Here is a 6,212-nt window from a genome sequence, read left to right as displayed (position 1 = left end):
CGCCTTGAAGGACAGGTCTTCCTTCGCGTCGTCGGTGAGGCTGCCGACGCCAGGCGGGTTGCCGCCGCTGACGTAGCCGGAGGTGTGCGGTGCGGCAAAATCCTTCAGCCAGCTCACCCGGGCCATGAACTTGACGTCCTCGGGCATCTTGAGGAGCAGCTCGTGGGTGCCCTTGAGGTAATTGGTGAAGGTGTCGCCGCGGCCGTAGTTGAGGTTGCCCTGGTCGCCCAGGCCGCTGATGGCCTCGGTACAGCCCCCCGGCGCACCGGCGCTGGGCGAGCCCTTGAGCACCAGGTTGCAGGCCGGGCCTTCGGCACGGATGCCGATGCCGACGGAAATGGTGGAGTCGAAACTGCCGGAGACGCTCTCACCCTGGAAGGTGAAGGCCAGAGCAGGTCCCGCCATGGCAAGCAGCATGGACATGGCAAGTGGCTTCATCGTGCTATTCATCATGTATCCCCTCTGTTGAATAGGCGCTGAATCAGCGGTCGCTCAGGGCGCGCAGGTTGTCGGAGGTATAGAAGCCGGGCTTGTAGCGCGGGCTGTTACCCTCGGTGACCCACTGGATGTCCTTGCCGGTGCCGGCAGAGTTCATGTCGAAGACGTAGCGGCCTTCGTTGAGGTTGTATTGCACGAAGGCGGGCGCATCGCAGGTGCCGGTTTCATACACCGGGATCACGAAGCCTTCGCGGTACTTCCAGATCTTGCCCTGGGCGTCATAGTCGTCGGCGGCCACCAGGTTCCAACTGTCTTCATCGATGTAGAAAGTACGCTTGGGCGAGACATGGCGGACACCCGCCTTGACGCTGGCCTCGACCACCCACACCCGGTGCAGCTCATAGCGGCGGTGGGCCGGGCTGATCGAGCCGGCCTGGGCGATGTCATCGAATTTGGCGTCAAAGTCATAGGCGCCGAAGCTGTTGTAGGGCACGTATAGCTCCTTCTTGCCTACCAGCTTCCAGTCGAAACGGTCGATGGTGCCGTTGAAGACGAAGGGCTCATCGACGAGGTACTGGTTCTCGAAGCCAATCTGCGGTGCGTCGTAGGCATAGGTGGGCATGCGCCGCACCCGGCGCTGGCCGGTGAAGTAATAGAAGGTCTCGCTGCCGGGCTGATCGAGGAAGAGGGAGAGCACGAAGGCCTGGCCGGCCAGGGCGGTCGGGGTGTTGTAGGTCAGGTAGGTCGAGTATTCGATGTCGGGCAGCTTGGAGACCGGCTTGCTGCCCTTGGCCCCCCATGGGAAGAACAGGGTTTGCTCACTGGTCGCCTTGATCCACTCGTCCGCCCCCTTGCGCGGCGACACGGCGGTGATGGCGTTCTTGTATTCCAGCGCCAGCCCCCGGTAACGCATCTTCGAGTTCCACATGGCCTGGGCGCCGTTTTCCGGGAAGGGGAAGGGATAGCCCGGCACATTGGCCTCCTTGAGGCTCCAGCCGTCGTCGCCGAGCTTGGCGAAGCCGACGTTCTTGCGCGTGTTGTCGGCGACGAAGTCGGGCACGCCACAGTTGCGGTGGGTCGGGTACACGTCCATGCGGTAGCCCTTGACCTGCTTGATGGTGGCCACCTGGCCCGGGGTCAGCTTGTCGGCGTACTTGGCCACGTTGCCGGCGTCGATCGAGAACAGGGGCTTCTCGCCCTTGTGGGCCCACGCGGCGCCGCGGTTCTTGCCATAGGCCCAGCCGGCTGCCGGGGTTTCCTTGCCGCCCCAGGCCGGGATGCTGCCGTCCTTGCTGGCGGCCTTCTCGCCACCGGCAGGGGTCAGGTCCCTGCCGAGCCGCGACGGGTCGGCCTCACTGGCCGATGCCGAGGCGGAAACAAGTACGAGGCTTGCGGCCACCACTGTGTTGCAGAACTTGCTCATTGTCTTCATGGGATATCTCCACCGATTGCCGATTGATTTCGGTCTCTCTCTTGATGCGGAACCCGCAACCCGGGAGCGACACGAGATGCGGAATTCAAGGAATTGGCTGCTTACATTGAGCCGAGGGTGTACATGTCGGCACGGATGCGCCAACCCTCCTTGCCCCGCGTCCAGACGAAGAGCGCCTTGACGTCGAAGGGCTTTTGATCCGCCGCTTTGGGCGTGACATGCCAGGTCACCCACGACAAGGCCGAGTCGGCGCCAAGTTTGCGGATGGAGTGGATGTCCAGCTTCACGGACTTGTTCTCGGAGACGAGGTGTTTCACCACTTCATCCACGCCCTCCGGAGACTGGATCGTCGCTTTCTGCCCCTCCCCCTGAATCACGGCATCCTGGCCATAGACGCCGCGGGCGATCAGGCCAACGTCGCCTTTTGGCCACGCCTGCTCCATGACGGCAATGCGCTCGCGGATGGCTTGCTCCGCGCCTGGGCCGCCGGCCATGGCGGGAGCGCAGGACATGGCGAGCAGCGCCGCCGGGATCAGATTCCTGGTGTAGAACATTCACTTCTCCTGATGGGTGGATGGTTTTAACGAAGAGACAGGAGGTAGCAGACGAGACGCTGCCGCTCCGATTCGGACTTGAGCCCCTGAAACGGCATGGCCGTACCGGGAATGGCCTTCTGCGGGGCCTTCAGGAATTCGGAAAGCGCTTCACGCGTCCAGACGGCCTGAGAAGCGGCAAGGGCAGCGGAGTAGCCGAAGCCGTCGGCCTTGCCGATGGGGCGATCGACGACGCCATGGAGATTCGGCCCCACGCCGTGGCCCGCGGACACATCCACGAGGTGGCAGATGCCGCATTTGTTGTCGAAGACCTGCTTGCCATTGCCGGGGTCGCACTCGGCGCGTCCGGCCACCGGCAGCAGCACGAGGACCAGGGAGATGATCAACTGGCGCATGGGCTCAACCCTTGAGGTAGGCACGGACGTCACGTGCTGCGGTGATGCCCGATTCGATGGCCCCATCCACGAAACCGCGCCAGCCTTCGGCCTGGTCGGAGCCGGCCATGAAGATCCCGCCTTCGGCGCTGCGCAGCCCGGGCAGGCCCTGGGTGAGCTGCCCGGGGCGATACCAGCACCAGGTTCCCTGGGAATAGGGATCGACCGCCCACTGGTAGCCGGTCACCCCCAGCACCTCAACCTTGGGCAGGAGGGTCCGCAGGGCCGCCTGGACAGCCTCTTCATCGGTGATGTCCAGCAGGTTCGGGGGGCCGAAGCAGACCAGCAGGGTGCCGTCGTCCCGCTGCTTTTCGGTCCAGGCCAGCGAGATGGGATGAGGCGCCGGTGCCATCCCGATCCAGTTCCCGACTTTCTGACGGATGTGGACGTAACACTTGCTGCCGCGGCCGACATGACCGCGCTCGATCATGCTGCGCTTCCCGGCCCCCCAGCCCGCAGGCATGGAGATATTTGCAAGAACGTTGAGCGGCGTGGCCATGACCACCGCGCGCGTGGTGAAGGTCTGCCCCTTGTCGGTGACCACCACGTAGGTGTCGCCTTCGCGGGACACGGACTTCACGGGGGAGGACAACAGCAGGTCGGCGTCAGAGTCATCCAGCATGCGCCGGGCCAGCTCGCCCATGCCTTCCTTGATCTTGTAGCGGCCGAGCTTGTCGAACATGCGTCCCATGTCGTGCTCACCCAGCGCCCACCAGCGCAGCATGTCGGCAAAACCGCCATCCTTGAGGCTGGCATGGCAGTTGATACTGAGCTGGGGCGACAGCAGGTCGCGGGTCTCGCGGCCGAACTTCATCTGGTCGAGCCGATCCTGCAGGCTCAAGCGATCCCAGGGAATCAGCAGATCCTTGCGGAACAAGGGATCGTGCGCCATTTGCATGACCTGGCGCCCACCCTGCCGATCCACATCGCAGAAGGCCGTCATCGCGTCGGCGATGATCTTCCAGGGGCGCTCCGCCCCACCCTGGCGGAGTTTCCCGTCGACCAGCCAGGAGGCTGTTTCGGCTGCTGCACCGGGGCTCTCGGCGAGGCCCAGCCCATAGCGGACCACCTCGTTCCAGACGAAGGGCTGGCTCCAGTGGATCCAGGTTCCACCCAGTTCGATCTTCTGGCCGAGAAAACTCGAGGTGAAAGTCCGCCCCCCGAGCCGATTGCGCGCATCGACCAGCAACACCTTCATCCCCGCCCTGGAGAGCTCCCGGGCGGCGGTGAGCCCGGCAAAGCCGGCTCCCACGACCAACACGTCATACCCCCCCGGGCCCAGGCCGGGCCGACGCTCTTCGAGGGGCCTCGAGGCCGGAGCTGCGGCAAACGCACTCCCGGCCGCACTTGCCGCGCCTGCGGCCAAGATCTTCAGAAAGTCGCGTCGCATGGCGGACGCTTGGTCTTCTTCGTTGAACACGTACTCCTCCTCATCCGGCGAGCCTCGGAAACAGCATTTCGCTTCGATGTTAGTGAATTTATACTAGGTCACTCGACCTAGTCAACGCAACATTAGGTCGCACGACCTAAATAGTCAACGTACAATTGGGAGTACTCCCTCGCCGGAGTTCGCTTGAGGAAAATGACGTGCAGAAAAACGCTTCTATCGAAGCCCCGACAGGACCGGCCCCGGAAGCAACGCCGCCCAAGACGGCGCGCGGCCGGGCACGCGTGAGGAACATCCTGGAAGTCGCCAGGAAGATCTTCATGCACGGCGGCCTGATCGAGATGACCATGCGACAGGTTGCCGACGGCGCAGGCATCAGCCTTTCGAACCTGCAGCACTACTTTCCAAACCGGGAAAGCCTGCTGAAGGCACTCATCCAGGACATCATGGATGAGTACGACGTCGCCTTTGATTGCGAGCCATCACGGATCAATGACCCGAAAGCCAGGCTGGAAGCGGCTCTGCGCTACCTGCTGGCCGACTCCAGGAAACCCGACACCGAGAGGCTGTTCGTGGAGATCTGGTCCCTCGCGACCCGGGACCCGATGGTGCGTGCCCTCTTCGACGAGATGTACTGCCATCACCGGCAGAACATCGCGGAGTTAATCATCAACGCCAATCCAGACCTGCCCCTCCTGCAAGCCCAAAGGCGCGCCGCGCTGATCGCCATGCAGATAGAAGGACTGATGCTGCTGATCTCCGACACCAAGCCGGCACACGCGGAACTGGTCGGAATCGATGAAGACTGCGTGGCGTTTGCGATGAGCCTGGCGCTGGCGCCACCCGGACTCCCCTGAAGTCCGATCGCCCCTGCCGACGTCCGGCCCACCGAGGGATGGCAGGAGCCCCCCCCCTCTTCCATGACGGACTTCATTTGCCAGGCAAGGAGCTTTCTTGCCCGCGATCAAGAACGCTTCACGGGAACCATTCGCCCCCTTAGCACTCACAGGCCGGGAGTGCTAATATTTGCGCGAAGGAGGTAGTAGCAGATGTCCCATACCCTGTCGTTTCCCGTTCCGTCCGCGGTTGGCAGCCTGGATCAATACATCCAGAGCGTGAATCGCATCCCCCTGCTGACCGAGAAGGAGGAATCCGACCTGGCCCACAGCTTCCGGGAAGAGGACGACCTGGAGGCGGCCCGCAAGCTGGTTCTGTCCCACCTGCGCCTGGTGGTGGCCATTGCACGGGGTTACCTCGGCTATGGCCTGCCCCACGCCGACCTGATCCAAGAAGGCAACGTGGGCCTCATGAAGGCAGTCAAGCGCTTCGACCCCGACCGGGGCGTGCGCCTGGTGTCTTTCGCGATCCACTGGATCAAGGCCGAGATCCACGAGTACATCGTCAGGAACTGGCGCCTGGTCAAGATCGCCACCACCAAGGCCCAGCGCAAGCTGTTCTTCAACCTGCGCAGCATGAAGAGCAGCAGCAACGCCCTGCAGGGCGAGGAAGTGCTCGCCGTGGCCCAGCAGCTCGGCGTGAAGCCCGAGGAAGTCCGCGAGATGGAAACCCGCCTGGCCGGCCAGGAAGTGGCCCTCGAAGCGGGCCCGGAGGACGAGGAGGAGCGCTTCGCCCCCATCGCCTACCTGGCCGATCCCGATGCGGAACCCTCCGAGGTGCTCGCTCAGCGGCAAGCCGCCCGGCTCAAGGACGTAGGCCTGCATGAAGCCCTCGCCACCCTGGACGAACGCAGCCGCGCCATCGTGCAACGCCGCTGGCTGACCGAAGGCGACGCCGCCACCCTGCACGAACTGGCCGCCGAGTACGGTGTCTCTGCAGAGCGGATCCGCCAGATCGAAGTCAAGGCCATGCAGAAGATGCGCACCCAGCTGGCAGCACTGGCCTGAGCAGACTCAACCCCGTCAGCACAAAGGGCGACCCGCGGGTCGCCCTTTTACCTTCCCCGACAC

7 protein-coding genes are annotated in these 6,212 nt (G+C 63.8%); 2 read left to right on the top strand and 5 right to left on the bottom strand.

Annotation, left to right across the window (positions count from 1 at the left end; genetic code table 11):
- The 5 genes from HHL15_RS09240 to HHL15_RS09220 all read right to left on the bottom strand — a co-directional run.
- On the bottom strand, nt 1-438 hold a 438-nt coding region (locus HHL15_RS09240), incomplete at its 3' end, for a DUF1302 domain-containing protein (RefSeq protein WP_206198682.1).
- A 43-nt stretch (nt 439-481) separates the two neighbouring features.
- Nucleotides 482-1,870 carry a DUF1329 domain-containing protein gene (locus HHL15_RS09235; RefSeq protein WP_169145459.1) on the bottom strand — a complete coding sequence of 463 codons (1,389 nt, stop codon included), beginning with the start codon at nt 1,868-1,870 and terminating at the stop codon, nt 482-484.
- Between the two features lie 101 nt (nt 1,871-1,971).
- On the bottom strand, nt 1,972-2,424 hold the full coding sequence (locus tag HHL15_RS09230; protein WP_169145458.1) for a YybH family protein: 453 nt from the start codon (nt 2,422-2,424) through the stop codon (nt 1,972-1,974).
- 26 nt (nt 2,425-2,450) lie between these two features.
- Nucleotides 2,451-2,819 (bottom strand): c-type cytochrome, encoded by a 369-nt coding sequence (locus HHL15_RS09225; RefSeq protein ID WP_169145457.1) that lies wholly within the window; start codon nt 2,817-2,819, stop codon nt 2,451-2,453.
- Nucleotides 2,820-2,823: 4 nt separating this feature from the next.
- Nucleotides 2,824-4,119 (bottom strand): flavin monoamine oxidase family protein, encoded by a 1,296-nt coding sequence (locus HHL15_RS09220; RefSeq protein ID WP_169145456.1) that lies wholly within the window; start codon nt 4,117-4,119, stop codon nt 2,824-2,826.
- Nucleotides 4,120-4,445: 326 nt separating this feature from the next.
- Between HHL15_RS09220 and HHL15_RS09215 the strand changes: the two genes are divergently transcribed.
- A complete protein-coding gene (locus HHL15_RS09215; RefSeq protein WP_169145455.1) occupies nt 4,446-5,102 on the top strand; it encodes a TetR/AcrR family transcriptional regulator in 657 nt (218 codons plus the stop codon).
- A 192-nt stretch (nt 5,103-5,294) separates the two neighbouring features.
- Nucleotides 5,295-6,149: an RNA polymerase sigma factor RpoH gene (gene rpoH, locus HHL15_RS09210; protein WP_169145454.1), complete on the top strand. Its 855-nt coding sequence runs from the start codon at nt 5,295-5,297 to the stop codon at nt 6,147-6,149.
- Nucleotides 6,150-6,212: the final 63 nt, after the last annotated feature.

The sequence above is a fragment of the Zoogloea dura genome (assembly GCF_012927165.1).
GTDB classification, from domain to species: domain Bacteria; phylum Pseudomonadota; class Gammaproteobacteria; order Burkholderiales; family Rhodocyclaceae; genus Zoogloea; species Zoogloea dura.
Note: the sequence above shows the minus strand (reverse complement) of the source record. Positions and strands in the feature narration are given on the sequence as shown.

What these genes read in the sequence shown, in the direction of transcription:
- HHL15_RS09235 (WP_169145459.1), bottom strand. Translation starts at nt 1,870, where the DNA reads ATGAAGACAATGAGCAAGTTCTGCAACACAGTGGTGGCCGCAAGCCTC.
- HHL15_RS09230 (WP_169145458.1), bottom strand. Translation starts at nt 2,424, where the DNA reads ATGTTCTACACCAGGAATCTGATCCCGGCGGCGCTGCTCGCCATGTCC.
- HHL15_RS09225 (WP_169145457.1), bottom strand. Translation starts at nt 2,819, where the DNA reads ATGCGCCAGTTGATCATCTCCCTGGTCCTCGTGCTGCTGCCGGTGGCC.
- rpoH (WP_169145454.1), top strand. Translation starts at nt 5,295, where the DNA reads ATGTCCCATACCCTGTCGTTTCCCGTTCCGTCCGCGGTTGGCAGCCTG.